The organism is Cupriavidus sp. KB_39 (assembly GCF_052114485.1).
GTDB lineage: Bacteria > Pseudomonadota > Gammaproteobacteria > Burkholderiales > Burkholderiaceae > Cupriavidus.
Window position 1 is genome coordinate 1 of sequence record NZ_JBFREV010000047.1, and the last position, 26732, is coordinate 26732.

Genomic DNA, 26732 nt, shown 5'->3' on the forward strand with positions numbered 1-26732 from the left:
CATAGCGCGCCCCCTCCGGCAATCCACGCGTGAACGCGTTCTGCAGAATCTCGTCGCGCGAGGCATTGAAGGCGCTCCGCACGGCTTCGGCCGATGCGGGYTCCTTGAGCGCCTGCAGGCGTTCCTGCATGTATTGCGGGCGGTTGAACGGTGCRAAGTCGCCGACGATGATGGTCCGGGCGATGCTGGGCCGGTCGATGGCCGCCAGCAACGCCGGCAAGGCTGCGATGTCGGTGGCGTAGATCACCAGGCGGCTGCTGTCGATGCCTGCCGTGTCGATGTAGCGCGTCAGTACCGTGGCGTAGTCACGCGGCGCGTAGGCGAAACGCTCGGCAGGCGGACGTGAAGAATCGCCATAGCCCGGCCAGTCGAACGCGTGGACTTCGTATTCCTCCCCAAGCGTCCTGGCAATCTCTTTCCAGGCGAGCATGGTTTCGGGAAAACCGTGCAGGAACAGCACCGTGCCTCGCGGTGCCGCCGGCCCGACCACCATCCGCCGCAAACGCAGTTCGGGATCGACATCCACATAACTCACTTCCGCAACGGGCTCGCTGGCCGCTGCGATAGCGGCGCCTGTGCCGGCCATAAGCGCCGCGGAGACACTGACTGCAGTGGCCACCGACCGTGCCGACCGACGGATTGCTGATTTCGCTTTCATCTCGTTTCCTCCTGCACCGGCCAAGCCGCGCAATCTGTTGCATATGCAGCATTAGAGTGAGGCGATGTATCCAGTCTGTGGTCCCGAGACGGTCAAACGGTATCGCCGTGTATGGCGGCGCCGCGCAGATACATGCGCGTACAAAATGGCCGCGCACCTACTATTCCGTCAAGGCATCATCGGCGCCCTCGGGTTGTTTCCCAACTTCAGGAGTCAGACATGAGAGCACTTACCTATGTATTCGCCGCCGCCGCGCTCGCGACAGTGCAGATGACGGCCGCCGCACAAACCCCTCCGGACACGAGCCGTCCACCGGCCGTCCTGCCGCTCGACGCGGAGCCGGCGCCCAGGGTTGTGGCTTACCCGGCATTGCCGGAGCCGCTCGCGCGGGGCGTGGTGATCGTCCAGTTCCGTACCGAGAACTTCCGCGTGATCCCGGTGTTCGGCAAGGCTGCCACCCAGGTTTCGCCGCGCGTCGGCCATCTGCATGTGACCGTTGACGATGGCCCGGCCACCTGGGCGCACACGAGCGAGGATCCCATCATCGTGGTGGGGCTGCCGCCGGGGCCGCACAAGGTGCGGATGGAACTGGCAGATCCCACGCACAAGATCCTGGCGACGGAAGTGGTGAGCGTGACCGTCCCCGATACCCGGTCGCCGGGCACCGCGGCCGCGCCGCCAGCACATCGGCACTGAGTGCGGTACGCTGGCGGTACTTCATCGCTCCCCCTTCCCGTGAGACATGCGTACCGACAAGCGTTCTGTGGCCAGCAACCCGGGCGCCGAGATTYTCCAGCACTGCGTGATGACCCGTGCCCGGCAGATCTCGCGTGTCCTGACCGCTGCCTACGATCAGGCGTTGCGCCCGTTCGGCATCAACGCCACGCAGTTCACGCTGCTGGTGCTCGTGCATGAACTCGGCCCGATCAGCCGCGCCGATCTCGGGCGGCGCAATCATCATGACCGTTCCACGCTGACCCGCAACCTGCAGCCGCTGCTCGCAGCAGGATGGATCGMGGAAGACGCGGCGGAGGCCGCCGATGGCCGATCGCGGCCGCTCTCCGTGACCCGCGCCGGCAAATCGATGCTGAAAGCGGCCGCACCCGCGTGGGCACAGGCGCAGGCGGCCGCCAGGGCCATGATGGGAGACGACGGCGTGGCAGCCATCATGGGCATTGCGGGGAAGCTCCCGAAGCGGAGTGCGTAGCACGGCGGCGGCTGCTAGGATGTCCGCACGCCTCTCCCCTCCCTGGAGCGATCGATGTGCGTCAATTACGCCCCCATCCAGCGGCAAGTCCTGCGCGACATCTTCGGCATCGAGCCGCCGGCCCGGTTGTGGGCGGACGAGGCGTGGCCAGACACCCTCGCGCCCATTGTCACCGGCTCCGATGCCGGGCGCACCTGCGCGCTGGCCTCGTTCAGCATGGTGCCGAAGGGGAAGATCCCGCCCGGCACCCGCTACTTCCCCACCGCGAATGCGCGCGCCGAGACCGTGGGCACGCTCAAGTCCTTCGCCCGGTTCTGGAAGGCCGGCCAGCTGGCCCTGATACCGGCCAGCGCGTTCTACGAATACGCCTACCCCGAGGCCGGCACGCCGGAGCGGCCCGGCAAACCCGTGCGCTGGAAGCTCTGGCTGCCAGACGCGCCGGGGTTCGGCATCGCCGGCCTCTGGCGCGCGTGGCCGGACGACACGCTGTCTTTCACCATGCTCACCGTCAATGCCGATGCCCACCCGCTGCTGTCGCGCATGCACCGGCCCGGCACCGAGAAGCGCTCGGTGGTGATCGTGCCGGAGACTGAATGGGATGACTGGCTGCGCTGCCGCGACCCGGAGGTCGCCCGGACCTTCCTGCGGCTCTATCCGTCCGAACGCATGGCCGGGGCGCCCGCGCCGATGCCGCCGGCGGCAAGCAAGGCCGCCCCAGATGCCACCCCCGATGCCGCCCCCGATGCCGAGCCCGCGCCGCCCGCGCCCGAGTCCGGCTCGCTATTCTGACTCAGGCGCCCACGCGCGGCGCAGCCCCCAATTGGGTGACCGGAACGCCCCTCCGACAGAGGGTGTCGGGCGCTGCGCTTGTTSCCCATACTGACCTGCACCGGCCACCAGAGCCGTTCCTATATAGGGGTCAGACCATGCATAACGCCGTCTCTTTCGTCGGGTACGTTCTCGCTTTCCTCATCGCCCTCATCGTCGCCGCGCGCTGGATCTCGCGCCATCATCCCGGCCTGCGCGATGCCGATGCCGACCGCCTCGCGCGTGCGGAGCCGCCCACCCGGCCGTTCATGCCGGACTGAATCCGCCGCCCTCCGGAACTTCCCCGCCCCGCCTGAAACCTATCGCCGGGCGGCCTTCTGCTGCACAATGCCCCGTCAGTCGCCCGTCGTGCGGCAGCAGAAGAAAAAGGAACAAGGATGGCTACTTCGAACAAACTGCCCGCATGGACCGTCTGGTCGCCGCTGGCCGCCTGGGCCGCGTTCGGCGTCGGGCTGATGCTGCCGGGCCAGGGCTGGCTTGTTGCGATCATGGCCGCCGCGCTGGCGGGCGCGGTATTTTCCGCGGTGCACCACGCCGAAGTGGTGGCCCACAAGGTGGGCGAGCCGTTCGGCACGCTGGTGCTGGCGATTGCGGTGACCGTGATCGAGGTGGCGCTGATCGTCTCGGTGATGCTGTCGGCCGGGCCCGAGAAAGCCGGGCTGGCCCGGGATACCGTGTTCGCCGCCGTGATGATCATCTGCAACGGCATCGTCGGCGTGTGCCTGTTCGTGGGTGGCCTGCACCACCGGGAGCAGGAATTCCAGGCGCCCGGCGCCAAGGCGGCCATGGCCGTGCTCGTAGCGCTGCTGGTGCTGACCATGGTGCTGCCCAATTTCACCAGCTCCACGCCGGGGCCGATGTTGACCTCGTCGCAACTGGCGTTCTCGGGGCTGATGTCGCTCGTGCTGTACGGCTGCTTCGTGTTCGTGCAGACGGTGCGCCATCGCGACTACTTCCTGGTGGAGAGCAGCGACGAGAACGAGCACGCACCGCCGCCGCCGGGGCGCGTGGCCGCCGCGAGTGGCGTGCTGCTGGTGGTGTGCCTCGTGGCCGTGGTGGCGCTGGCGAAGATGCTGTCGCCGTCCGTGGAAGCGGCAGTGGCCGCCGCGGGCCTGCCGCCCGCCGTGGTGGGCGTGGTGATCGCGGCGCTGGTGCTGYTGCCCGAGGGGCTCGCCGCGCTGCGCGCCGCGCGGCTGGACCGCCTCCAGACCAGCATGAACCTGGCGCTGGGCTCGGCGCTGGCCAGTATCGGCCTGACCATTCCCACGGTGGCGGTGGTCTTCATCGCCCTTGGCCGCCCGCTCGAACTGGGGCTGGGYGCCAAGGAGATGGTGCTGCTGTTCCTGACGGTGATCGTCGCGTCGCTGACGCTCGGCTCGGGCCGCACCACGATCCTGCAGGGCGTGGTGCACCTTGTGATCTTCGCCGCCTACCTGTTCCTCACCATCGTTCCCTGACGGGGGCTCGCCCCCGTCCGCAATCCTCAATCGGCGCGAATGCCCTTTTCCTTGATCAGGGCGCCCCACTTGGTGGTTTCCTTCGCCAGATGGTCACGCAGCGCCGCCGGCGTGCTGCCGATGGGCTCCGCGCCGATGCCCGCCAGCCGCTGCTGCACGGCGGGCTTCTTCAGCGCCTCCAGCATGGCCTTGTTCAGCGCGTCGATGACCGGCTGCGGCGTCTTGGCCGGCACGAAGGCGGCGAACCACGGCGACAGCTCGTAGCCCGGCAGCCCCGCCTCGGCCAGCGTCGGCACGTTGGGCAGCGCCGAGGAACGCTTGGCGGTGGTGACGGCGATGGGCGTCAGCTTGCCGCTATCGATCTGGGGCTTGGCCGAGGTGATGCTGTCGAACATATAGTCCACCTGCCCGCCAAGCAGGTCGGTCATGGCCGGGCCCGACCCCTTGTAGGGGATGTGGAGCAGATCCACCTGTGCCATCGACGTGAACAACTCCCCCGCCAGATGGATCGACGTACCGTTGCCGGCCGACGCGTAGGTGTACTTGCCCGGCCGCGCCTTGGCGCTGGCGATCACCTCCGCCACGGTCTTGGCCGGCGTCTTCGCCTTGTTGGCGACCAGCACGTTTGGCACCACGGCCAGCAGCGAGACCGGCGCGAAATCCTTGACCGGGTCGTAGCCGAGCTTGCCGTACAGCGCCGGATTGACCGCCATGCCATTGGCCACGATCAGCAGCGTGTAGCCATCGGCCGGGGCACGCGCCACCAGTTCCGCGCCGATGTTGCCGCCCGCGCCGGGGCGGTTCTCCACCACCACGGCCTGGCCGAGCGTCCTGGACATGTCCTCGCCCAGCGTGCGGGCGATGTTGTCCATCGCGCCGCCGGCCGGGAACGGCACGATCCAGCGGATGGGATGGTCGGGATAGGCGGCGTGGGCGGTGCCCGCCACCAGTGCGGCAGCGGCGAAGAGCGCCGACAGCAATGACCGGTTCAGGGATTTCATAGTCTCCATTCCTTCTTTTATATGTCGATGATGCGGGGCGGCGGTCGCCGCTCAGGCGGCCGGGCGACGATAGTGCGCGAGCTTGTCTTCGTCCAGCGCCAGCCCCAGGCCGGGGCCGGTGGGCAGGTGCAGCGCGAAGTCGCGGTAGGTAGGGCGCTCGGCCACGATGTCGTCCTTGAGCAGCAGCGGGCCGAACAGCTCGGTGCCCCAGGCGAGCTGCGGCAGCGTGCAGAAGCCATGCGCAGCGGCGATGGTGCCGACGCTGCCTTCCAGCATCGTGCCGCCATAGAGCGCGATGCCAGCCGCGTCGCCCACGGCCGCCGTGCGCAGCATGCCGAAGATGCCGCCGGACTTGGCGATCTTGAGCGCGAACACATCGGCGGCACCCAGGCGGGCCAACTCCATCGCGTCTTCCGGGCCGGTCACGGCCTCGTCGGCCATGATCGGCACCACGAAGCGCGCCGCCAGCCGCGCCAGCGCCGTGCGGTGCTCGCGCGGCGTGGGTTGCTCGATCAGGTCGATGCCGGCCGCCTCCAGCATGGCGATGCCGGTGGCCGCGTCGGCCTCGTTCCACGCCTGGTTCACGTCGACGGTCACGCGGGCACGGTCGCCCAGCGCGCGCTTGATGGCGGAGACGTGCGCCACGTCGTCACGCACCGCGCGGCGGCCGATCTTGAGCTTGAAGGTGTTGTGGCGGCGCTCGGCCAGCAGGCGCTCGGCTTCCTCGATGTCCCGGGCGGTGTCGCCACTGGCCAGGGTCCAGAGCACCGGCAGCGTGTCGCGCACGGCGCCGCCGAGCAGCGTGGCCAGCGGCACATTCAGGCGCTTGCCCTGCCCATCGAGCAGCGCGGTTTCCAGCGCGCTCTTGGCGAAACGGTTGCCGCGCGCCACCTTGTTCAGCCGCGCCATCGCGCCGTGGACATTGGTGGCGTCCTGGCCGATCAGCGCCGGGCCAAGGTAGGTGTCGATGGTCAGCTTGATACCTTCGGGGCTTTCATCGCCATAGGACAGCCCGCCAATGGTGGTGGCCTCGCCGATGCCCTCCACGCCGTCGCTACAACGCAGCCGCACGATCACCAGCGTCTGCTGCTGCATGGTCGCCATGGCCAGTTGGTGGGCCCGGATGGTCGGGAGATCGACCAGGATGGCCTCGATGCCGGTAATCGTCGTAGTCATACTTTCTCGATGCTTGGTATCAGTTGCAATCGAGCATACGCCTTGACTTTACGGACGTCCAAGACCGATGATGTCTCGATCGATACCCTGTGGGTATGCATCGACCCGACAAAGGAGGCGCCATGGAACTCCGGCACCTGCGTTATTTCCAGACCGTTGCCCAGGAACTCAATGTGACGCGGGCGGCATCCCTGCTGCATATGGCCCAGCCGCCGCTGTCGCGCCAGATCCGCCAGTTCGAGGAGGAAGTGGGCGTGGCGCTGTTCGATCGCGTCGGGCGGGGCCTGAAGCTGACCGAGGCCGGCCGCTTCCTGCTCGAACAGTCGCTCCAGTTGACCCAGCGGCTGGAAGAGACGCTGGAAGGCACGCGGCGCATCGGCCGCAACGAGAAGCGCTGGTTCGGCATCGGCTTCGTGCCCTCGGTACTCTACGGGGTGCTGCCCGAACTGATCCGCGTGCTGCGCGACGACGCCAGCCAGATCGAAGTGGGCCTGACCGAGATGATCACGGTGCAGCAACTGGAGGCGCTCAAGTCCGGCCGCATCGACCTCGGCTTCGGCCGGCTCGCGCTCAACGATCCGGCCATCGCGCAGCGCGTGGTCCGGGCGGAGGCCCTCGTGGCCGCCCTGCCCGCCAGCGCAGCCGTGCCGGCCGCCCCACTGACGGCGGACGCCCTGGCCCGCCATCCGCTGATCCTCTACCCTGCCCGGCCCCGCCCCAGCTATGCGGACCACGTGCTGTCGCTGTTCCGCGCGCAGGGGCTCCAGCCCCGTGTCGTGCAGGAAGCCAACGAGTTGCAGACGGCGCTGGGGCTGGTGGCGGCGGGCATCGGCATCACACTGGTGCCGGCCTCGGTGCAGCGGCTGCATCGGGACGATGTGCGCTACGTGCCCGTGGATGCGGCCGGCTTCGTCTCGCCCGTGATCATGAGCTACCGTGCCGGCGATACGTCGCCGTACCTGCTGCGGGCGGTGGACTGGGTGATGCGGCAGAGCGGGGAATGACCGGCGTGGGACCGGGGTAGCTGCCTACCCAGCCGCGTGCAGCCGGGCCAGCAGGCGGCGGCCGGCGTCGATCGATGCCACGTCTGGCACCATCTGGTAGCGCACGATCATCCCTTCGATGCAGACCATGGCTTCCTCGGCCACCGCGTCGGGGTCGCTCAGCTTCAGTTCGCGGGCCACGTTCGCGACAAATTCGGCGAGCGATTTCTTGTGTTCCACCGCGTGCCCGGCCAGCCGGGGGTCATCCCCTGCGCCGCCGCCGGCCTCGGCCACCACGTTGATGAAGGCGCAGCCCCGGTAGTCGTCCGACTGGAACCACTCGGCGAGGGCATCGGCCAGCACATCGAGGTTCGGCCGTTCCGCGAGCCGGCGACGCACGGCAGCCTCGAACCACGCCATCCAGTTGTCATGCCGGCGGGCCAGGAAGGCCGAGATCAGATCGTTYTTCGATGCAAAGTGACGATATAGCGACATTTTCGCCACGCCGGACTCGGCGATGATCTTGTCGATGCCGGTGGCGCGATAGCCGTCGCGGTAGAACAGCCGCGCGGCGGTATCGAGAATGCGGTCGCGGGCGGAGGGAGTGGCCATGGCGGTGCGGAAGTCGGGTGCGGATGGYGACCATTATAGAAGACAGACCTGTCTACAACCTCAGAGCACGACGAAGGCAAACCACAGCACCACTGGCGCAATGATCGTGACCAGCGCGCCGTAGACCATCAGCTTGCGGAAGAAAGCCTGCCGATCCACGCCCTGGGCATTGGCCAGCACCAGCGCGCCGTTGGTCGAGAACGGGCTCACATCGACGATGGTCGACGACACGGCCATCGCGGCGATRAAGCCGATCGCGCTCACGTCGGAACCCTGCTGCAGGAACGGCACCGCGAGCGGGATCAGCGACCCCAGCACGGCGGTCGACGATGCGAACGCGGACACCACGGCGCCCACGAAGCACAGCAGCAGCGCGGCCATCAGCGGGGAGGTCAGGTGCGCCACGCTGTGGCCGACGAAATCGATCGTGCCCATCTTGTCCATCACGCCCACATAGGTGCTCACGCCGACGATCAGCATGATCTCCGGCCAGGACACCTGGCCCAGCGCCCGCTTCTGCAGGTCCGGGGCGATCAGCGTGAGCGCCAGCGCGATGGTCAGCGAGACGAAGCCGATATCGAGCTTGAAATAGAGCGTCAGCACGGCCAGCGCCACGAGGCCGGCCACGGTCAGGTACTGGTAGAGGCCGGCCGGCGTCTCCGTGCTGCTGGCGGCATCGTTGCCCCCCTCCAGCATCGATCCCCGGTCGCGCGTCATGGTCTTCTGCTCCTCCATGCCCGCCTCGGCCTCGGCATCGCCATAGATCTGTGCGCCCTGTGCCGCCACCGTGTAGGCGCCGAAGGGATGCGGYATGGCCAGCGCGTCGCCGGCCGGTTGCGGCGCTGCCGCAGCCGATGTTGCCGATTGGCGCATCAGGCGCAGSCCGCCRAASGCCACGAACAACCCCGCCGCCACGGCGAGATTGACGCCGAGGCTGGCGAAAGCCGTCGCCATCTCGCTCAGCGGCAGCCCGGCCTTCTGCACGATCTTGTTGGTGATGCCGCCATAGATGCTGATCGGCGAGAAGCCACCGCCCTGCGCACCATGGATCACCATCAGCCCCATCAGCAGCGGGTTGATGCCGTAGCGCGCGGCAAAGCCCAGCGCAATCGGCGCGATGATCGCTACCGCTGCCGGGCTGACCGCGCCGACCGAGGTCAGCAACGCCGCGATCAGGAACATGATCCACGGAATTGCCGCGATCCGGCCGCCCACGGCGCGTACTGCCAGCCGCACCAGCCAGTCGATGGTGCCGTTGTTCTGCGCCACGGCGAACAGGTAGGTGATGCCGACCAGCGTCAGGAACAGGTCAGCCGGAAAGCCGGCCAGGATGGCCTTGGCCGGCATGGCGGCCACCCAGGTACCGACCAGGAACGCGCCGACGAAGGCGAGCGCCCCCATATTGACCGGCAGGACCGTGGCGACGACGAACATCAGTCCCAGGACTGAGATGGCAATCAAATGTTGCGACATAGCGGCTCCATCGCGGCAGGCACGCATCGGCGCACCCCGCTTGGTAGGGAAGGCATGGGAATGGCATCGGCAGAACTGCCGGGAGGATTCGCCGCTAAGGCAAACGTTGGCGGGGGCTGGCGGTCACGAGTTGTCTCCGGGTGGTGGGGGTCGTCACCGGAAGAATTCCGCCGGCGCGCCGCTGATCTGGTTGTGATCCCACAATACGGCGCCGGGCGGCAGGCATCAATTAAGGTACCGGGCCAATCCTTACGCTAACCGGAACAGCACCGGGAGACCGCCGCATCACAAAGCGCGCGTAGGCGGATGGAGGATTGCAGGCCCCCGCTCCGCGAGCGAGAATCGGCCATCACACTGCCGGCCAACCTTCAGGAGCACGCGATGGACCTGTCCTTCCACCATTTCTCCGATCTGTTCGCACAACTCGGCCTGCCCGCCGAAGAGGCCGACATCCGCGCCTTCATCACCACGCATTCCCCGCTCGCCGAGGACGTCGAAATCTGGGAGGCGCCTTTCTGGACGCCCGCGCAGGCGGCACTGCTGCGCGACGAGTACATGGAAGACGCCGACTGGGCCGAGATGGTGGACCAGTTGAATCTGGCATTGCGTGGGGCGCCGGCCCCGGGGGCCTGAAGTCGGKCGGATGTAGGCGGCCGGCGGCCGGTATATCATCGGCCCTTCCGCAATATCTCCGGCCTCCTCACGATGTTCCAGCTTTCCGACGATCTCTCCGCCGCCCCCAAGTCCGACCAGTACGCCACGCTGGTGGACATGGCGCGCGGTCTCCTGGCCGATGAGCGCGACCTGATCGCCAATGCCGCGAATTTCTCGGCACTGGTCTACCACTCGCTGGCCGACCTGAACTGGGCCGGTTTCTATTTCTACGATGGCGCCGAGCTGGTGGTGGGCCCCTTCCAGGGCAAGCCGGCCTGCGTGCGCATCGCCATCGGGCGCGGGGTCTGCGGCACGGCCGCGCAGACGCGCGCCACGCAGCTGGTACGCGATGTCCACGCCTTCCCCGGCCATATTGCCTGCGATGCGGCCTCGCGCTCGGAAATCGTGGTGCCGCTGGTCGCGCCCGATGGCACGCTGATTGGCGTGTGGGACGTCGACAGCCCCCGCGAAGCCCGCTTCGACGAAGCGGACCAGGCGGGCATGGAAGCGCTGTGCGCGGTGTTCGTGGAACTCGCGTGGGCGCGCCGCATCGACGGCTGAGCGCCCGATAACGTCATCGGCGCGCCCTGGCGGCAGGCGTCAACTCACGCCAGCCGCTTCAACAAGGCCGCCGCCGCTGACGCCGAGGATGCCGGGTTCTGGCCCGTGATCAGCGGGCCATCCTCCACCACGTAGGGCGCCCAGTCATCCCCTTTGGAATAGAGGCCGCCCTTGGCCTTCAGCTCGTCTTCCACCAGGAACGGCACCACCTTCGTCAGTTCCACGGCGGCTTCTTCGGTGTTGGTGAAGCCGGTGACTTTCCTGCCCTGCACCAGCGGCTTGCCGTCCGGCGTGACCACGTGCCGCAGCACGCCCGGCGCATGGCAGACCAGTGCCACGGGCTTGCCGGCGGCAACGAACGACTGAATCAGCGCGATCGAGTGCTTGTCTTCCGCCAGATCCCACAACGGACCATGGCCGCCCGGATAGAACACCGTGTCGAAGTCCGCCTGCGAAACCGAATCCAGCCGCACGGTGGCGGCAAGCTGCGCCTTGGCCGCCGCGTCGGCTTCGAATCGATGCGTGAGTTCCGTCTGGAAATCCGGCTCGTTGCTCTTGGGGTCCAGCGGCGGCTGGCCACCCTTGGGCGAGGCCAGGACGATTTCAGCGCCCGCATCCTTGAAGGCGTAATACGGCGCAGCCAGCTCTTCGAGCCAGAAACCCGTCTTGCGGCCGGTATTGCCGAGCTGGTCGTGCGAGGTCAGGACCATCAGGATCTTCATCATGTTGCTCCATGGAGAGAACGAGAATGCCGCAGACCGGCGCTTCGGCCGGGCTGGGCGTGATGAGCCTGATGATTATAGGAATCCGCCAAATATTACGATATCATCACATTTTCATACTATTCCCCAATGGCGCCGTAGCGGCGTCGGCGTATCTTCACTCGATACCTGCGTCCGCAGGGRAGGCCTACAGGATGCTTCGGGGTAATGCATAACGGACTGCAGATCTTGTGGGACGACGGCGAGCGTGTCTTCTACCGGGGACGGCGCCCGGACGAGGCCGCCGGCGATTTTCTGCTGGCGCGGCCCGCTGCGGAACAGCCGTTGCCGGCCAGTCTGGACCGCCTGGCCCACGAATACCGCCTGAAGGACGAACTGGACAGCGCCTGGGCGATTCGGCCGCTGGAACTGGTGCGAGAGGCCGGCCGGACTGCGCTGATGCTCGAGGACCCGGGCGGCGAGCCGCTCTCCCGCCTGCTGGGCGCGCCGATGGAGATCGGGGCGTTCCTGCGCCACGCGGTGAGCATCGCCACCGCGCTCTGCGGGCTCCACCAGCGCGGGCTACTCCACAAGGATCTCAAGCCGACCCACATCGTCGTGAACTGCGCCGACGGGCAAGCACGGCTTACCGGCTTCGGCCTGGCCTCGCGCCTGCCGCGCGAACGTCAGGCGCCCAAACCGCCCGAAACCATCGCCGGCACGCTGGCCTACATGGCGCCCGAGCAGACCGGGCGGATGAACCGGTCGATCGATTCCCGCAGCGACCTCTACGCATTCGGCGTCACGCTCTACCAGATGCTGACCGGCGCGCTGCCGTTCACGGCCACGGATCCGATGGAGTGGGTGCACTGCCACATYGCCAAGATGCCAGTGTCGCCGCGCGCGCGGCAGGAAACCGTGCCGGCGACGATTTCACGCATCGTCATGAAGCTGCTCGCCAAGATGGCCGAGGAGCGCTACGAGACCGCTGTCGGGCTTGAGCATGACCTTCGCCAATGCCTGGAAGACTGGGAGCGCCAGCGCCGCATCGASGACTTCCCGCTCGACGCGCACGGCACGCACGACCGCCTGCTGATTCCCGAGAAGCTCTACGGACGCGAGTGCGAAGTCAGCACCCTGGTCGACGCCTTCACCCGGGTGGTCGAGACCGGCACGCCGGAACTGGTGCTGGTGTCGGGTTATTCCGGCATCGGCAAGTCCTCGGTGGTCAGCGAATTGCACCGGGTGCTGGTGCCGCCGCGCGGGTTGTTCGCGTCTGGCAAGTTCGACCAGTACAAGCGCGACATCCCGTATTCCACGCTGGTGCAGGCCTTCCAGGGTCTGGTGCGGATGCTGCTCGGCAAGTCCGACGCGGAGCTGGAGCGTTGGCGCAGCGCCCTGCTGGAAGCGCTGGGGCCCAACGCGGGGCTGATGACGGACCTGATTCCCGAGTTGAAGCTCATCATCGGCGAGCCGCCTCCGGTGCCCGAGCTTGAGCCGCAGCAGGCGCAACGCCGCTTCCTGCTCGTATTCCGCGCCTTCATCGGGGCATTCGCCCGCCCGGAACATCCGCTCGCATTGTTTCTTGACGATCTGCAGTGGCTGGACGCAGCCACGCTGGACCTGATGGAAGACCTGCTGACCCACGCGGACATGCGCCACCTGCTGCTGGTGGGTGCGTACCGCGACAACGAGGTCGGCGCCGCCCATCCGCTTACTGGCAAGCTGCAGGCCATCCGCAATGCGGGGGCGCGGGTCGATGACATCCAGTTGGCGCCGCTCGCCAGCGCGCATATCCGGCAGTTGCTCGCGGAGGCGCTGCATGGCGAGCCGGCACGGATCGAGCCCCTGGCGCAACTGGTGCACGACAAGACCGCCGGCAATCCGTTCTTCGTGATCCGGTTCCTGCACGCGCTGGTCGACGAAGACCTGCTCACCCCGGACCATGCCACGCGGCAATGGCGCTGGGATCCGGCGCGCATCCACGCCAAGGGCTACACCGATAACGTCGTCGATCTGTTGGTCGGCAAGCTGGCCAAGCTGCCGCTGCCGACGCAGCAGGCGTTGCAGCAGCTCTCCTGCCTCGGCAACGTCGCCGAGATCACGACGCTTGCAGCGGTGCTGGGCATGCCCGAGGCGCAGGTCCACACGACGCTGTGGGAGGCGATTCGTCAGGAGCTGGTCATCCGGCAAGAGACCACCTATGCGTTCGTGCACGACCGCGTGCACGAAGCCGCCTACACGCTGATCCCCGAGGCCTCGCGCGCCGAGGCGCACTTGCGGATCGGCCGGCTGCTGGCCGCCCGGACCCTGCCGGCGCAACGCGACGAGGCGATCTTCGAAATCGTGGGCCAGCTCAATCGCGGCACTGCGCTGATCACGGACGCGGCCGAGCGCGAGCAGYTGGCCGAATTCAACCTGCTGGCGGGCCAGCGCGCCAAGGCGTCCACCGCCTATGCCTCCGCGCTGACGTATCTCGGCGCCGGCGCCGGCCTGTTGCCGGAAAACGGCTGGCAAGACCACTATGACTTGATGTTTGCGCTGGAGTCGAACCGGGCCCAGTGCGAATTCCTGACCGGGCAACTGGCCGCCGCCGAAGCGCGCTTCATGACGCTGGCCGAGCGCGCCGTGGACGTGGTCGAGCGTCTGGGCATCGCTTGCTGGCAGATGGATCTGTACCTGATTCTCGGCCAGGGCGACCGSGCGGTCTCGGATTGCCTCGCCCTGCTCCGCCTGGTGGGCATCGAATGGTCACCCCAGCCGGACGAGAGCGTGCTACGCCACGAATACGACCGCATCTGGTCGCTGCTCGGGGACCGGCCGATCGAGACCCTGATCGATCTCCCGCCGATGGAGGATCCGGTCGCCCTCGCCACGATCCAGGCGCTGGCCAAGCTGTCCTCGCCCGCCTTGCACACGGCGAGGAAGGACGGGAACCTGGCCTGGCTGACGATCTGCAAGGCGATCAGTCTCAGCCTCGAACACGGCAACACCGATGCCTCTTGCGTGGCCTATACCAATGTCGCCCGGGTCGCCGGGCGGATTTTCGGGGACTACCAGGCGGGATTCCAGTTCGGGGAACTCGGCTGCCAACTGGCCGAACGGCGCGGCCTCAAGCGCTACGAGCCGCGCACCTACCTGTCGTTCTCGGTGTTTGTCGCGCGCTGGTCGCAGCCGGTGCGCACGTGTGGCGAGCAACTTCAGCGTGCCTTCGATGCGGCACACCGGGTCGGCGATGTGCCGTCCGGCGCGTTCACGCGCAACAACCTGGTATCGAACCTGCTGTTCGCCGGCGAGCCGCTGCCCGCACTACAGGACGAAGCGGAACGTGGCGTGGCGTATGCCCGGCAGGTGCGGTTCGGGATTGCCATCGGCTTCAGCGAGAACCAGCTGGCGCTGATCCGCATGCTGCGCGGCATCACCCCGACGTTCGGCTATCTGGATGGCGAACACTTCAGCGAAAGCCTCGTCGAACCGGGCCTTTCGCTCGCGTCGCCGGTATTCGCCTGCTGGTACTGGATCCGGAAACTGCAGGCGCGGTATTTTGCCGGCGACCTTGCGGCAGCCATGGATGCCGCCGCCCATGCCAAGGCGCTGCTCTGGTCCTCGTACTCGTTCCTCGAGGAAGCCGAGTACTACTTCTATGGCGCGCTGGCCCGGGCGGGCCTCTGCGATGCGCTCCCGGCCGGCGACCAGCAGTCGCATCTGGACATCCTGGCCGACCATCACCGGGAACTGCAAGTCTGGGCCGATCTCTGCCCCCAGAACTTCGCCAGCCACGCCGCCCTGGTGGGCGCCGAGATCGCCCGCATCGAGGGCCGCGAGATCGACGCGGAACTGCGCTACGAGCAGGCGATCCACGCGGCACGGGATGACGGCTTCGTSAACATCGAAGCGCTGGCGAACGAACTCGCCTCCCGCTTCTACGCGGCGCGTGGCTTTCAGAAGATCGCCCGGTCGTATCTGCGGGACGCCCGCTACAGCTAYCTGCGCTGGGGGGCAGATGGGAAGGCCCGGCATCTCGAGGCGCAGCATCCGTACCTGCGGTCGGAGGCTTCCACGCCCGGCGCCACGAATACGATGGCCACGTCAGTCGAGCAACTGGACCTCGCCACCGTGATCAAGGTGACGCAGGCCGCCTCGGGTGAGATCGTCCTGGAAAAGCTGATCGACATGATCCTGCGCACGGCCCTGGAGCAGGCCGGCGCCGAGCGCGGGCTGTTGATCCTGTCGGAAGGCGGCGAGCAGCGGATGGCGGCGGAAGCCACGAGCGACGCGACCCGCCTGCATCCGCACAACGTGCCGGTCAGCGCGGCGATGTTGCCAGCATCCGTGCTCAACCATGTGATGCGCACGCGGGAGCCTCTCTTTCTGGACGATGCCGTCGCCGAGCCGCTCTATGCCGCCGACCCGTACATCCATCAGCATCGCGCCCGCTCGATCCTGTGCGTGCCACTGATGACCCAGGCGAAGCTCACCGGCGCGCTCTACCTCGAGAACAATCTGGCGGCGCGGGTATTCAGCCCGTCCCGCATCGCCGTGCTGCGGCTGGTGGCCTCCCAGGCCGCGATTTCGCTGGAGAATGCGCGCCTGTACCGTGATGTGGCGGAGCGCGAGGCCAAGATCCGGCGGCTGGTGGAGGCCAATATCATCGGCATTGCCGTCTGGCGCGCCGATGGGGGCATCCTCGAAGCCAACGACGCGTTTCTTCGCATGGTGGGATACGCGCGCGCGGATCTTGTCTCGGGCCACATCGGCTGGCGGGACCTGACGCCGCCGGACAGGCAACAGGACACCGATCGCGCCGCAGCGGCGTTGATCCAGACGGGGCGCGTCGCGCCGCTGGAGACGGAATACCTCCGCAAGGATGGCAGCCGGATACCAGTCATCGTGGGCCTGGCGACCTTCGAACCGGGCGGGCGGGATGGTGTCGCCTTTGTGCTCGACCTGACCGAGCAGAAGCAGGCGGAAGACAGGGYGCGCGAGGGCGAACGCCGCTATCGCGAGGTGCAGACGGAACTGGCGCACGCCAACCGCGTGGCCACCACGGGGCAGCTTGCGGCCTCCATCGCCCATGAAGTGAATCAGCCGATTGCCGCGACCGTGACCAACGCCCAGGCCGCGACGCGGTGGTTGAACCTGCCGCGCCCCGATCTTGACGAGGTCGGCTTCGCGCTGACACGCATCGTCAAGGATGCCAATCGCGCGGCGGACGTGCTCGGCCGGATTCGGCAACTGATCAGGAAGGCGCCGCGCGGCAAGGAACTGGTCGACATCAACGCGGCCATCCGCGAGGTGGTGGAACTCACCGGCGGCGAAGCCCGGAAGAGCCGCGCCCGGGTGGAGACGCAGCTCGCACATGACTTGCCCCTCATCGAGGGCGAGCGCGTGGCGCTGCAGCAGGTGCTGCTCAACCTGATCGTCAACGCGATCGAGGCCATGCTTGGTGTCGATGGCGAACGGCACGTGCTGATCGCCACGCGCTGTACGGCCGATGGCTGCGTCCTCGTTACCGTGCGGGATTCTGGCCCCGGCTTCGGCTCCCTGAACCCCGACAGCATCTTCGCGCCCTTCTACACCACCAAGTCCACGGGGCTAGGCATGGGGTTGTCCATCTGCCGTTCGATCATCGAGGCGCACGGCGGCCGGTTGTGGGCCAGCGAGAACGCGCCGCACGGCGCCGTCATCCAGTTCACGGTGCCCACGCAGGCTGGCGAACCGTGACAGCCGGCGTTCAGGATCCGCCGAACCAGTTGTAGCCCTGATCCACCCAGTAGCCACCCGGGTAGGTGTTCGTCACGAACAGCTCCATGATGTGCTTGGGGTTCTTGTAGCCCAGCTTGGTCGGCATCCGGAGTTTCATGGGGAAGCCGTACTTGGGCGGGAGGCGCTCGCCATCGTACGTAAAGGTCAACAAGGTCTGCGGATGTAGCGCGGTGGCCATGTCGATGCTTTCGTAGTAGTCGTCGGCGCACCTGAATCCCACGTACTTCGCCGTGGTATCGGCGCCGATCCGCTGGAGAAAGCCGGCGAACGGCGTGCCGCCCCAGCGCCCGATGGCGCTCCAGCCTTCCACGCAGATATGCCGGGTGATCTGCTCCGCCTGCGGCAAGGCGTAGAGGGCATCCAGCGTCCAGCTTCGCTTGTCCTGCACCAGCCCCCCCACCTTGAGCCGGAAGTCATCGCCGTTCACCACGGTCACTTCGTCGATGCCGTAGAACGCATTGAAGGGAAACGGGCGCGTGATCTGCACGGCGGTGTAGGTGGGGGCGAGCCGGTTCGGATCGAACAGCCATGCCTGTACCTTGTCGTTCATGCGCGAGATGCGACCCAGGAAGGTTTCGACCGACGCCTCGTCGCGCAGACTGCATCCCGTGAGCATGGCAAGGCCGCCGAGCGTGAGGATGCGCTTGCCGAACAGGCGCCGCGCGGGCGCGTCGAGTTCTCGACATACGTCGATGATCAGCGACTGGCGATCGACGGCCAGACGTCGGGGAGGTTTGGGGTTCACGGCTCTACTCCAGTTTCGTGACGTCAGCGCCTGCGAATCATCGTCAGCAGGCTGCGCGGCACCAGCGCCACCATCACCAGATGCACGACGATGAAGGCGGCAAGCAGCGCCATGGCACAGAAATGCACCACGCGGGCGAAGTCATAGCCGCCCATCAACTCGCGCAGCAGCGGGAACTGCACGGGCTTCCAGATCGCGATGCCGGACAGCACYAGCACGACAAGCACCGCCATCACGAACAGGTACGCGAGCTTCTGCACGGCGTTGTAGTGACTGAGATCCGCATGCGAGAGGTGGCCGCGCAGCGCGGCGGCCAGATCGTGGAGCACGGCACGCGGCGCCAGTGGAAAGAACTTCCTGGCRAGCCGGCCTGTGATCACATTCATCGCCAGATAGAACAGGCCGTTGAAGAACAGCAGCCACATGGCCGCAAAATGCCATTGCAGCGCGCCACCCAGCCAGCCGCCGAGGGTGATGTCGGCCGGAAAGCTGAAGCTGGCGAAGACTGGTGAAGCGTTGTAGATGCGCCAGCCCGACAGCATCATCACCACCGCTGCCAGGGCATTGAGCCAGTGCGATATCCGCACCCAGACGGGCTGGATTGCACGTGGCGCAGCGCGGCGCGGCATCGCGTCATGTGTGGTTTCCATTTCGGCCTCCAGAACCCATGCGCCGCGCGGGACGGTCATCCCGCCTGCGGCGCAGGGGCGCGCTCACTTGCCCGGCATCACTTGCTCATGCCGCCGGACATGGCATCGCCATCCTTGCCCATCTTGTCCCCCGACTTCGACTTGCTCATCTTGTCCTTGTGCATGCCATCCTTGGACATGCTGTCCTTCGACATCGCATCCTTGCCCATGCTGTCCTTCGACATGGCGTCCTTGTGCATGCCGTCCTTATGCATGCCGTCCTTCGACATGCTGTCCTTCGACATCGAATCCTTGGCCATCGACCCGCTGGCCTGGGCGAATGCCGCCGTGCCGCTCATCAGGAAGGCGGCGGAAACCACGGCGATTGCGATCTTCTTCATCTTCACACCTCATAGTTTGGACATGGACCGGGAGCATCCCGGCATCAGAAACTTCGCGCCACGCCGGGACGGCTGGCGGTAGATCCACACGGCATGTGTGCGTCTGAAAGGAAATTCGCCCCGGCGGCGCATCCGGTTACAGCCATCGCAAAAAAAATTCCTCCCCAATGACGGTGCGCTGCTCACCACATCGCCGCCGGCGCGGCGTAGAATTCGCGCAAACTAACGTGGCCGGTGTAACCAACGCGATCGATGGAGCGAACTACAGGACAGGAAGCGCTGCAGCGGCGGGAGGCGCGCCTGCGCGAACTTTTTGCGGACGGGCTGGCAGGGGATCAGGCGGCCTACGCGCGGTTCCTGACCGAGCTGGCCGCGCTATTGCGCGGCTATTTCCGCCACCGGCTCCAGCAACAGGCCGGCGATGTCGAGGATCTGACGCAGGAAGTCCTGCTGGCGGTGCATAACGCCCGGCACACCTACCTGCCGGACCAGCCGCTGACGGCCTGGGTGCACGCCATCGCCCGCTACAAGCTTGCGGACCACTTTCGCGCCCATGCGCGGCACGACGCGCTGAGCATGCCGCTGGATGCCGCGGAGGACATCCTTGCGACGCCGGACCTGGAATCGGCCCAGGCCAGGCGGGATCTGAACCTCCTGCTCGACCAGCTGCCCGACCGGCAACGCCTGCCGATCGTGCACGTCAAGCTGGAGGGACTGTCTGTCAGCGAAACCGCGCGGATGACCGGCCTGTCCGAATCGGCGGTAAAGGTGGGCGTGCATCGCGGGCTGAAGGCGCTCGCGGCGAAGATTCGAGGAACGAAATGAAAACGGACGACCTGATTTCCATGCTTGCCACGGGCGCCGCGCCGGTGGACCGGCACGCGCTCAGCCGCCGTTTTGGTATCGCCGTGGCGGTGGGCACGGCGCTGGCGACCTTGCTGGTGGCCACGATGCTGCACGTCCGCGCGGATCTGGCCGACGTCGCCGCCACGCCGCTGTTCTGGGCGAAGGTAGCGCTGCCGCTCTCGCTGCTGCTGGGTGCGCTGTGGATGACAGCCCGGCTGGCACGGCCCGGAATGACCACGGGTTTCCGCTGGCTGGGCATCGCCGTGCCGTTTGGCGCCGTCTGGCTGGGCGCGATCACTGCGGTCGCACAGACACCCGCCGGAGAACGGGCGGCGGCCATCCTGGGGCAGACGTGGCGGGTCTGCCCGCTCAACATCACGCTGCTGTCGGTGCCGGTGTTCATCGCCGTATTCTGGGCGTTGCGCGGCCTGGCCCCGACACGGTTGGCCCTGACCGGCGCCGTCGGCGGTTTGTTGTCCGGTGCGGTGGCAACGCTCGCCTACTGCCTGCATTGCCCAGAGATGGGCGTCGCCTTCTGGGCGGTGTGGTACGTGCTTGGCATGCTGGTGCCAACCGCGATTGGCGCGCTGCTGGGGCCACGCCTGCTTCGCTGGTGATGTGGCAGGCGACAGCTACCCTGCCGCCACGATCACATGCGCCTGGATTTTCCCGCCCACCGGGCCGTCGCCATGGCGGCTGGCAATCGTCTCCGTCGCCCGGTCCGTCGCGTGTTGCAGCAAGCTGGCGTCGCGCGCCTCGATCTCGTTCCGTAGCGGCGTGCCCAGGCAATAGGCGGTGGCGACGTCGCGTGCCGAGTTCGCGCGACTTGTCTTCTCGCGTGTCTCGATCTGGACGCGGGCGAACCCTGCGCGGTTCAACTCGTCGCGGATCAGCGCCACATCGTGATAGCCGTGCGGCGTGCGCGCGAGGAATCTCGGTGGATCGTGCGGGAACACCGTGGCTACGGCGTCGGTGACGTCGCTGGCAAAGACGTTCTCTTCGATGCGGTCCCAGACATTGAAGATGAAGCGACCGCCCGGCCGCAACATGCGACGYGCCTCGGCATAGCCGGCGACCCGRTCGGGAAAGAACATCGCACCAAACTGGCAGCASACAACGTCGAACGACGCGGCCTCGAACGGCAGGTGGAGCGCGTCCGCCTGCTTCCATTCGATACGGCTGTCGGGCCCCTGCCGGCTGGCGGCATAGTCGAGCATGGGCTGGTTGAGATCGGTCACCACGTAGCGCGCGCCAGCGCTCAGCCTGGGCGCAAGCGCCCGCRTGACCACGCCACTGCCGGCCGCCGTCTCCAGCACCGCGCCGGGCGAGGCGGCTGCCATCAGCGCGGCCAGATCGACGGCATAGGCTTCGAAGATCAACGGGACCATGAACGTGTCGTAGAACTTCGGGATCGAGCCAGCAAACACCTGATCGCAATCCGTCATGATTCCCCCTTGAAAGCGCTTTATGGCGCGCTTGCCGAGGCATCCGCACGCCCGAAGTGGATTGCGCTGCGCGGCAACTGCCCACCAGTTTCCTGCATCGTGATCCCGCAAGAAATCCATGCGAACCCGAAAATCGCGCCGGCCGGACGCGCGCATGCTGACGCCAGACGCTGAGATGCGTCGTGGATTCATCCGGATCCACCCGTTAGTTCGCAAGGAGCACATCATGAAAACACTCGTAAGACTCACCAGCCTGGCCCTTGTCGCGTTGCCCGCACTGGCCTTTGCACAAAGCACCCCGGGCCCTGTGACCCGCGCGGAAGTGCGCGCCGACCTCATCCGTGTAGAGAAGGCCGGCTACAACCCGTTCGGCAACGACGCCAACTATCCCGTCGATATCCAGGCAGCGGAAGCCAAGGTGGCTGCGCAGCAAGGCACGCCGGCCATCCAGCCGGAGACGCGCGCCGAAGTCCGGCAAGATCTTCTGAAGGTGGAGAAGGCCGGCTATGACCCGTTCCGCGTCGGCAGCACGTATCCCGCCAAGCTCGAGGCCGCCGAGGCACGCGTATCCGGCACGACCACCGCCTCGCCCACGCCGGTGCAGAAGCCGGTGGCAACGATGGCCGCCGTGCCGGCAATCCCGCGCATTGATCGCCCCCGCAATGCGTTCTACGATGGCGCCTGAGGATGCAGGTATGTCCAGGCCCTAGCGCAGCCCACCCCAGTGGTTGGTCACGCGCAGCAGCGAGGCATGCGGGCCGAATTCGCCGAGCCCTGTCGATAGTTGCTCGGCTGCCTCGCACACGGCTGCGGCCAAATCGCGCAAACGCGTGGGCCGCAGCCGTGTGTCCGGCCCGGAAATACCAACCGCCGCGATGACCGCGCCTGTTCCATCGAAAATGGGCGCGGCCAGTCCGTTCACGCCCGGGCGCCATTCGCCCCGATTGATGGCGTACCCCATGCGGCGGACCTGCTGCATCTCATGCAGAAAGGCCTCGGGCTCCGTGATCGTGCGGGGTGTGGCGGCGCTGAGGTCATCGGCGATCTCGGCCAGCCACTGCGGATTTCTGAACGCCAACATGGCCTTCCCCGTGGCCACGCAATGCGCCTGCGAGCGGCCACCAATCTGGCTGTAGGCGCGAATCGGGTTCGGACATTCCACCTTGTGCACGTAGACGACCTCGCGGCCGTCCAGCACGGACAGGTGGACCGACTCCCCGGTGGATTGCATCAGCGCTTCCATCAGCGCGTCCGCGTGACGGCGCAGGTCGAAACTCCACAGCGCCGCCGACCCCAACTCCCATAGCTTGATCGACACCGTGTAGCCCGACGGCGGCACCCGCACCACATAGTGCTCGTCCACCAGTGCCTGCAGCAGCCGATGCGCGCCGCTCTTGGGCATGCTCGCCATCTGGGCGAGCTCGCTCACGCCGATCGGCTTGCCGTGGCGCGCCATGATGTCGAGTAGGTGAAGACCCTTAATCAGCGTGTTGTTCATGGCACCGAGCATCTGACGCCCGGTGGAGCCCGGGCAACTGTTCCAAAGTGTAGAACACCCGTGCCGGAATGAGGAACGGTTCTAGACTCGGTCCTGACGTCATGCACCCCAGCCATGACGACCCACGACACCCATCCATGACCGACGTCCAAACCGAAGACCTGCCGCTGCGCGGCATCCGCGTGCTGGAGTTCTGCTCCGTGGCCGCCGGCCCATTTTGCGCCATGTTGCTGGCCGATATGGGCGCCGATGTGATCAAGATCGAGCCGCCCGGCGGCGACACGCTGCGCACCTGGCCGCCGATTAGCGCCGGCTTCAGCGAGAACTTCGCATCGCTGAACCGAAACAAGCGCTCCGTGGTCCTGGACCTCAAGCTTCCCGCCGATCTCGACGTCGCGCTCGCCCTGTGCGCCAAAGCCGACGTGATCATCGAGAACAACCGGCCGGGCGTGATGGATCGGCTCGGGCTGGGCTACGCGCGACTGAGTGCGCTGCGCCCCGAACTCGTCTACTGCTCGATCTCCGCCTTCGGCCAGTCAGGCCCGCGCGCCGCCGAGGGCGGCTTCGACCTGACGATCCAGGCGGCTGCAGGCGTGATGAGCGTCACAGGCGATTCCGATGCCCCAGTCAAATGCGGCGTGCCGGTCTCCGATTTCGCCTCGGGCCTGTACGGCGCCTTCACGATCGCCAGCGCGCTGCTCCAGGCCAGGGCGCGCGGGCGCGGCGCGCATCTGGATGTACCGATGTTCGGCTGCACGCTGGCGATTGGTGCACTGCAAACCAGCGAATACTTCGGCACGGGCCGCAGCCCCGTCAAGCTCGGCTCCGCCCATCCCCGCAATGCGCCCTACCAGGCCTTTCGCGCCGCCGATGGCTACTTCGCCATTGCCGCCGGCAACGATGGCCTGTGGCGCGATGTGCTGCGCGCGGTGCAGATGGAGCCGCTGGCGGACGACCCGCGCTTCCTGTCGCCCACGCTGCGCGCCCGCCATCAGGTGGCGCTGAAAGCGCTGCTGGAAGAGGTCTTCGTGCAGCAAGGCGTCGACCACTGGATCGATGTCTTCCGCAGCGCCGGCGTGCCGCATTCGCGCATCAACGACTATGCGCGCGCACTGGAAGACCCGCAGGTCGACCACATGCGCTGGATTCGCGATATCGAACTGCCGGGCGGCACCCAGACGCGCACGTTCTCCTCGCCGATTCGCATCGACGGCCATGCGGTGCCGGTGCGCAGCGCGCCGCCCGCGCTGGGCCAGCATTCGGAGGAAGTCCGCCGCACGATTGGCAACCCGCAAGACAAACAGGGGTAAACACCATGCAGAACACATCCACAGCAGACACCCAGCCACTGCGGCGCTTCATCGCCCGGATGGACGCCATCGTCGCGGACACCAGCCAGCCCGAGGCGGCCACGCTCGAACAAGTCGGCCAGGCGCTGGGCGACCTCGTGGCGCAGGACAACTGGCTGGACCCGCAATTCGCCGTGCCGCATCCCGAGTACTACCGCCAGTACCTGCTCCACGCTGACCCGGAGGACCGCTACAGCGTGGTGAGCTTCGTGTGGGGGCCGGGCCAGAAGACGCCGATCCACGACCACTGCACCTGGGGCGCGATCGGCATGCTGCGCGGTGCCGAAGTGGGACAGGCGTACGCGCAGGGCGCGGCCGGCATGGTCGAGACCGGCGAGGCCGAACGGCTCGATCCGGGCGACGTGGCCTTCGTCTCCCCTGCAATCGGCGACATCCACGTGGTGCGCAATGCCTATGACGACCAGGTGTCCATCAGCATCCATGTGTACGGCACCGATATCGGCAAGCAGTCCCGGCATGTGTTCGATGCGGCTACCGGCGCGATGAAGACCTTCATCTCCGGTTACGCCAACGTGGAAAAGGCGTCCGCATGAGGGAAGCGCCGCTGCTGCTCCGCTGGGACGACAACGTATGCCGGCTGACACTGAACCGGCCGCAGCAGGGCAACGCCTTGTCCCGCGACCTGCTCGATGCACTCGATGCGGCGCTGGACGACTGCGCGGCCCGCCCGCCGGCCTGTCTTGTGATCGACGGCGCGGGACGCCATTTCTGCACCGGCTTCGATCTCTCCGGGTTGGCTGACGAAACCGGTGACAGCCTGCTGGCGCGCTTCACACGGATCGAACTGCTGCTCCAGCGCGTAGCACGTGCCCCGTATCCCACGATTGCCGTCGCCCACGGCCGCACCATGGGCGCCGGCGCCGACCTGTTTGCTGCCTGCGCGGTACGCATCGCAGTAGCGGGGGCGAGCTTCGCCTTCCCAGGCTGGCGCGGCTTCGGGCTCGTGCTTGGCAGCCGGCGGCTGGCCGCGCGCATCGGTACGGATCGCGCGCGGGACTGGATCGAGCGCGCGTGCGTCATCGCTGATACCGAGGCGCTTGCCGCCGGCCTTGCCACGGCACGCGTGGAAGCGGCCCCGGCTACGTTCACGGCGCCGGTTGCAAACGCGTTAGACGGCCCGCTCGCCGGTGCCCTCGATGGCAATGCCGAACTCGACGACGCGCGCGACCTTGCCGCGCTCGTGCGTTCGGCGGCATGCGCCGGCTTGCAGCAGCGGCTGACAGCCTATGTGAACCGGCAAGCCGAGGCACGGCAGGCACGATAACAAAGACAAAGGAGACAGACGATGAACGGGAAGATCCAGCGGTTTGCAACGGCCGTGGCCGTCGCCATGGCGGGGATGGCCGCCACGGGCGCCCACGCGCAGGGCGAGGGGCCCTATCCGTCCAAGCCGATCCATCTTGTGGTGGGCTACGCCCCCGGCGGCGGCACGGACATCATGGCGCGCCTGATCGGCCAGCAGATTGGTATCGCGCTGGGGCAGCCCGTCGTTGTCGAGAACAAGCCGGGCGCGGGACAGAACATCGCGGCAAGCTATGTSGCCCGGCARCCGGCGGACGGCTACACCCTGTTCCTCAGTTCCAGCGCGCTGGCCGTCAACATCAGCCTGTACAACAAGCTCGACTATGACCCGATCAAGAGCTTCGCGCCGGTCGCGGTGTTTGGACAGAGCCCCAACCTGATGGTGGTGCCCGCATCGCTCGGGGTAAGTTCGGTCAGCGAGTTCGTGGCCTACGCCAAGAAGAAGAATGACGATGGCGTGAACTTCTCGTCGTCGGGCGCCGGCAGTTCGCAGCATCTTGGCGGCGAGCTGTTCCGGCAAGAGACCGGCATCAAGGCCAGCCACGTGCCGTACAAAGGCTCCGCGCCGTCCATCGTCGCCATCCTGAGCGGCGAGGTCCAGTACACGTTTATCAATATCCCGTCGGTCATGGCGGTGAAGTCCAATAACCGCATGCGCGTGCTGGCCATCACCAGCGCCAGCCGCTCGCCGTTGATGCCCGATGTGCCCACCATGGTCGAGGCGGGCATGCCGCATATGACCATGGCCGCGTGGTACGGGGTACTGGCCCCGGCCGGCACGCCGGCGCCGATCATCAATCGGCTCAATGCGGCCATCAACAAGGCCGTGTCCGATCCGGCGTTCCGCGAACGCATGCGGAGCGAGGGCGCSGAAACCATGATGGAGTCGCCCGACTACTTCAAGCGCTTCCTGGCCGATGACATCGCCCGCTGGCACAAGGTTGTGAAAGCCGGCAACGTGAAGGTTCAGTAGGTTCAGTAACCCCCCGATTTTCCCCACCCCCCGACATCATCCAAGGAGATTCCGCATGTCGATGTTCATGAACTGGCCCGATCTGCTCAACACGCTGAAGCGTTCTTACAACCGTCTCGGCAATTCCAACCCGAAGATGCTGGAAGCCTATCGGAACCTGGCAGCAGCGCAAGGATCGAACGGCGCGCTCGACGCCAAGACGCGCGAGCTGATTGCGCTGGCCGTGGCCGTGACCACGCGCTGCGACGGCTGTATCTCGTCTCACGCCGCAGCGGCGGTCAAGGCCGGTGCCACGGAGGCGGAGATCAGCGATGCCCTTGGTACCGCCATCGCCCTCAATGCCGGCGCGGCCTATGTGTATTCGCTGCGCGCGATGGAAGCCGTCAGCCAGCTCAAGGAAGCCGCCTGATCCGGCGRATCGCGCGCACCAATAAGGAGGAGACAAA

27 protein-coding genes and 1 pseudogene are annotated in these 26732 nt (G+C 66.9%); 17 read left to right on the forward strand and 11 right to left on the reverse strand.

The window, feature by feature from the left end; genetic code table 11:
- The coding region (locus AB4Z27_RS25410; protein ID WP_441645548.1) for an alpha/beta fold hydrolase at window positions 1–658 on the reverse strand (658 nt) is incomplete at its 3' end.
- A gap of 219 nt (window positions 659–877) precedes the next feature.
- On the opposite strand from AB4Z27_RS25410, the gene AB4Z27_RS25415 reads away from it, so the two are divergent.
- The 5 genes from AB4Z27_RS25415 (at window position 878) to AB4Z27_RS25435 (ending at window position 4150) form a co-directional block, all read left to right on the forward strand.
- Window positions 878–1354 carry a DUF6130 family protein gene (locus AB4Z27_RS25415; protein ID WP_441592726.1) on the forward strand — a complete coding sequence of 159 codons (477 nt, stop codon included), beginning with the start codon at window positions 878–880 and terminating at the stop codon, window positions 1352–1354.
- Window positions 1355–1400: 46 nt separating this feature from the next.
- Window positions 1401–1865: a MarR family winged helix-turn-helix transcriptional regulator gene (locus AB4Z27_RS25420; RefSeq protein WP_441645549.1), complete on the forward strand. Its 465-nt coding sequence runs from the start codon at window positions 1401–1403 to the stop codon at window positions 1863–1865.
- Window positions 1866–1919: 54 nt separating this feature from the next.
- Entirely contained in the window at window positions 1920–2654 is a 735-nt protein-coding gene (locus tag AB4Z27_RS25425) for an SOS response-associated peptidase family protein (protein ID WP_092294937.1), read from the forward strand.
- Window positions 2655–2791: 137 nt separating this feature from the next.
- Window positions 2792–2953, forward strand: coding sequence for a hypothetical protein (locus tag AB4Z27_RS25430; protein ID WP_177219920.1), 162 nt, complete (start codon window positions 2792–2794; stop codon window positions 2951–2953).
- Between the two features lie 117 nt (window positions 2954–3070).
- On the forward strand, window positions 3071–4150 hold the full coding sequence (locus AB4Z27_RS25435) for a calcium:proton antiporter (RefSeq protein WP_441592728.1): 1080 nt from the start codon (window positions 3071–3073) through the stop codon (window positions 4148–4150).
- A gap of 26 nt (window positions 4151–4176) precedes the next feature.
- Here AB4Z27_RS25435 and AB4Z27_RS25440 read toward each other — a convergent pair whose 3' ends face one another.
- Both AB4Z27_RS25440 and AB4Z27_RS25445 read right to left on the reverse strand, forming a co-directional pair.
- Window positions 4177–5151 (reverse strand): tripartite tricarboxylate transporter substrate binding protein, encoded by a 975-nt coding sequence (locus AB4Z27_RS25440; protein ID WP_441645550.1) that lies wholly within the window; start codon window positions 5149–5151, stop codon window positions 4177–4179.
- Window positions 5152–5202: 51 nt separating this feature from the next.
- The gene (locus tag AB4Z27_RS25445; protein WP_441592730.1) at window positions 5203–6327 is read right to left on the reverse strand and encodes a muconate/chloromuconate family cycloisomerase; all 1125 of its coding nucleotides are present in this window, start codon (window positions 6325–6327) and stop codon (window positions 5203–5205) included.
- 122 nt (window positions 6328–6449) lie between these two features.
- On the opposite strand from AB4Z27_RS25445, the gene AB4Z27_RS25450 reads away from it, so the two are divergent.
- Complete coding sequence (locus AB4Z27_RS25450) at window positions 6450–7331, forward strand: LysR family transcriptional regulator (RefSeq protein ID WP_092294929.1); 882 nt, start codon at window positions 6450–6452, stop codon at window positions 7329–7331.
- Window positions 7332–7355: 24 nt separating this feature from the next.
- Here AB4Z27_RS25450 and AB4Z27_RS25455 read toward each other — a convergent pair whose 3' ends face one another.
- Both AB4Z27_RS25455 and AB4Z27_RS25460 read right to left on the reverse strand, forming a co-directional pair.
- A complete protein-coding gene (locus AB4Z27_RS25455) occupies window positions 7356–7922 on the reverse strand; it encodes a TetR/AcrR family transcriptional regulator (RefSeq protein WP_441645551.1) in 567 nt (188 codons plus the stop codon).
- A 60-nt stretch (window positions 7923–7982) separates the two neighbouring features.
- Entirely contained in the window at window positions 7983–9395 is a 1413-nt protein-coding gene (locus tag AB4Z27_RS25460) for an SLC13 family permease (RefSeq protein WP_441645552.1), read from the reverse strand.
- Window positions 9396–9776: 381 nt separating this feature from the next.
- Between AB4Z27_RS25460 and AB4Z27_RS25465 the strand changes: the two genes are divergently transcribed.
- Both AB4Z27_RS25465 and AB4Z27_RS25470 read left to right on the forward strand, forming a co-directional pair.
- On the forward strand, window positions 9777–10028 hold the full coding sequence (locus AB4Z27_RS25465) for a DUF2789 domain-containing protein (protein ID WP_092294923.1): 252 nt from the start codon (window positions 9777–9779) through the stop codon (window positions 10026–10028).
- A 72-nt stretch (window positions 10029–10100) separates the two neighbouring features.
- Window positions 10101–10610, forward strand: coding sequence for a GAF domain-containing protein (locus AB4Z27_RS25470; protein WP_092294921.1), 510 nt, complete (start codon window positions 10101–10103; stop codon window positions 10608–10610).
- Window positions 10611–10654: 44 nt separating this feature from the next.
- On the opposite strand, the gene AB4Z27_RS25475 is transcribed toward AB4Z27_RS25470, so the two are convergent.
- Window positions 10655–11332: a type 1 glutamine amidotransferase domain-containing protein gene (locus AB4Z27_RS25475; RefSeq protein WP_441645564.1), complete on the reverse strand. Its 678-nt coding sequence runs from the start codon at window positions 11330–11332 to the stop codon at window positions 10655–10657.
- Window positions 11333–11539: 207 nt separating this feature from the next.
- On the opposite strand from AB4Z27_RS25475, the gene AB4Z27_RS25480 reads away from it, so the two are divergent.
- Complete coding sequence (locus tag AB4Z27_RS25480; RefSeq protein ID WP_441645553.1) at window positions 11540–17035, forward strand: trifunctional serine/threonine-protein kinase/ATP-binding protein/sensor histidine kinase; 5496 nt, start codon at window positions 11540–11542, stop codon at window positions 17033–17035.
- 10 nt (window positions 17036–17045) lie between these two features.
- Here AB4Z27_RS25480 and AB4Z27_RS25485 read toward each other — a convergent pair whose 3' ends face one another.
- From AB4Z27_RS25485 to AB4Z27_RS25495, 3 genes are all read right to left on the reverse strand, one after another.
- Window positions 17046–17822 (reverse strand): molybdopterin-dependent oxidoreductase, encoded by a 777-nt coding sequence (locus AB4Z27_RS25485; RefSeq protein WP_441645554.1) that lies wholly within the window; start codon window positions 17820–17822, stop codon window positions 17046–17048.
- A 23-nt stretch (window positions 17823–17845) separates the two neighbouring features.
- Window positions 17846–18472, reverse strand: coding sequence for a cytochrome b/b6 domain-containing protein (locus AB4Z27_RS25490; RefSeq protein WP_092295111.1), 627 nt, complete (start codon window positions 18470–18472; stop codon window positions 17846–17848).
- A 77-nt stretch (window positions 18473–18549) separates the two neighbouring features.
- A complete protein-coding gene (locus AB4Z27_RS25495; protein WP_441592736.1) occupies window positions 18550–18852 on the reverse strand; it encodes a pentapeptide MXKDX repeat protein in 303 nt (100 codons plus the stop codon).
- Between the two features lie 252 nt (window positions 18853–19104).
- Here AB4Z27_RS25495 and AB4Z27_RS25500 point away from each other — a divergent pair, with 252 nt between their 5' ends.
- Together AB4Z27_RS25500 and AB4Z27_RS25505 are read left to right on the forward strand one after the other, a co-directional pair.
- Window positions 19105–19677, forward strand: coding sequence for a sigma-70 family RNA polymerase sigma factor (locus tag AB4Z27_RS25500; protein ID WP_092294913.1), 573 nt, complete (start codon window positions 19105–19107; stop codon window positions 19675–19677).
- Window positions 19674–20315 (forward strand): DUF1109 domain-containing protein, encoded by a 642-nt coding sequence (locus AB4Z27_RS25505; protein WP_092294911.1) that lies wholly within the window; start codon window positions 19674–19676, stop codon window positions 20313–20315. The genes AB4Z27_RS25500 and AB4Z27_RS25505 overlap by 4 nt, the downstream gene beginning before the upstream one ends.
- 15 nt (window positions 20316–20330) lie before the next feature.
- On the opposite strand, the gene AB4Z27_RS25510 is transcribed toward AB4Z27_RS25505, so the two are convergent.
- Entirely contained in the window at window positions 20331–21143 is an 813-nt protein-coding gene (locus tag AB4Z27_RS25510) for a class I SAM-dependent methyltransferase (protein WP_441645565.1), read from the reverse strand.
- 226 nt (window positions 21144–21369) lie between these two features.
- Here AB4Z27_RS25510 and AB4Z27_RS25515 point away from each other — a divergent pair.
- A pseudogene (locus AB4Z27_RS25515) lies at window positions 21370–21675 on the forward strand (DUF4148 domain-containing protein); the annotation flags it as partial.
- A gap of 174 nt (window positions 21676–21849) precedes the next feature.
- Here the strand turns inward: AB4Z27_RS25515 and AB4Z27_RS25520 are convergent.
- The gene (locus tag AB4Z27_RS25520) at window positions 21850–22641 is read right to left on the reverse strand and encodes an IclR family transcriptional regulator (protein ID WP_177219919.1); all 792 of its coding nucleotides are present in this window, start codon (window positions 22639–22641) and stop codon (window positions 21850–21852) included.
- A gap of 137 nt (window positions 22642–22778) precedes the next feature.
- Here AB4Z27_RS25520 and AB4Z27_RS25525 point away from each other — a divergent pair, with 137 nt between their 5' ends.
- From AB4Z27_RS25525 to AB4Z27_RS25545, 5 genes are all read left to right on the forward strand, one after another.
- On the forward strand, window positions 22779–23951 hold the full coding sequence (locus AB4Z27_RS25525; protein ID WP_092294903.1) for a CaiB/BaiF CoA transferase family protein: 1173 nt from the start codon (window positions 22779–22781) through the stop codon (window positions 23949–23951).
- Between the two features lie 5 nt (window positions 23952–23956).
- Window positions 23957–24544: a cysteine dioxygenase gene (locus tag AB4Z27_RS25530; RefSeq protein ID WP_092294901.1), complete on the forward strand. Its 588-nt coding sequence runs from the start codon at window positions 23957–23959 to the stop codon at window positions 24542–24544.
- Window positions 24541–25275: an enoyl-CoA hydratase/isomerase family protein gene (locus AB4Z27_RS25535; RefSeq protein WP_441645555.1), complete on the forward strand. Its 735-nt coding sequence runs from the start codon at window positions 24541–24543 to the stop codon at window positions 25273–25275. The genes AB4Z27_RS25530 and AB4Z27_RS25535 overlap by 4 nt, the downstream gene beginning before the upstream one ends.
- 21 nt (window positions 25276–25296) lie before the next feature.
- The gene (locus AB4Z27_RS25540) at window positions 25297–26286 is read left to right on the forward strand and encodes a tripartite tricarboxylate transporter substrate binding protein (RefSeq protein WP_441592738.1); all 990 of its coding nucleotides are present in this window, start codon (window positions 25297–25299) and stop codon (window positions 26284–26286) included.
- 61 nt (window positions 26287–26347) lie between these two features.
- Entirely contained in the window at window positions 26348–26695 is a 348-nt protein-coding gene (locus tag AB4Z27_RS25545; protein WP_092295109.1) for a carboxymuconolactone decarboxylase family protein, read from the forward strand.
- The last annotated feature ends 37 nt before the right edge of the window (window positions 26696–26732 follow it).